1 protein-coding gene is annotated in these 720 nt (G+C 42.4%); it reads left to right on the forward strand.

All coding sequences use genetic code 11. The features are described 5' to 3' along the window. The coding region (locus tag VCHENC03_RS00470) for an IS3 family transposase (RefSeq protein WP_009707999.1) at positions 1-687 on the forward strand (687 nt) is incomplete at its 5' end. Between the last annotated feature and the right edge of the window lie 33 nt (positions 688-720).

Consider the following 720-nt stretch of genomic DNA (forward strand, 5'->3'; position numbering starts at 1 on the left):
AGAAAGCTACACTTTTTACTCAAACCAAAGCTGATAAAGGCTGGCATTAAGCTGGGTAGAGACGCACTTTTTGACTACTTACGTCATGAAAGGCTTCTTATTCGACCAAAGCGCAGCTATACAAAGACAACCAACAGTCGTCATTGGATGAAAAAGCATCCTAACTTGCTTAAGGAGTTTAAGCCTAGTCGCCCCGAAGAAGTATTAGTTAGTGACATTACTTATGTTCAATCAGACGAAGGCGTCCATTACTTGTCACTCGTGACAGATGCATTTAGCCGTAAAGTTATGGGATATGAATTGAGTAATGAGATGAAAGCAACCGATGTTGTAAAAGCATTACGTATGGCGATAAAAGCTCGCCAATATCGGTGTCCATGTATTCATCATTCAGACCGAGGGCTCCAATATTGCTCAAGCGTCTACCAAACGCTGTTAAAAGTTGGCGATATAAAACCATCAATGACCGATGGATATGACTGTTATCAGAACGCGTTAGCAGAGAGGGTCAACGGGATACTAAAGCAAGAGTTCTTACTTCATAGGAGTCGGAATATCGAAGAGCTCAAACAGCTAGTAAAGCAGTCCGTTAGTATCTATAACAATATGAGGCCGCACCTTAGTCTCGGGATGAGAACCCCAAATGAGGTGCATGAAAAAAGCCAACTGCTGGGGCAGTTGGCTTAGTGAAAAACTGTCAACGTATTTTAGGACGAGACA

Origin of the sequence: Vibrio sp. HENC-03 (genome assembly GCF_000305755.2) — a bacterium.
GTDB lineage: Bacteria > Pseudomonadota > Gammaproteobacteria > Enterobacterales > Vibrionaceae > Vibrio > Vibrio owensii.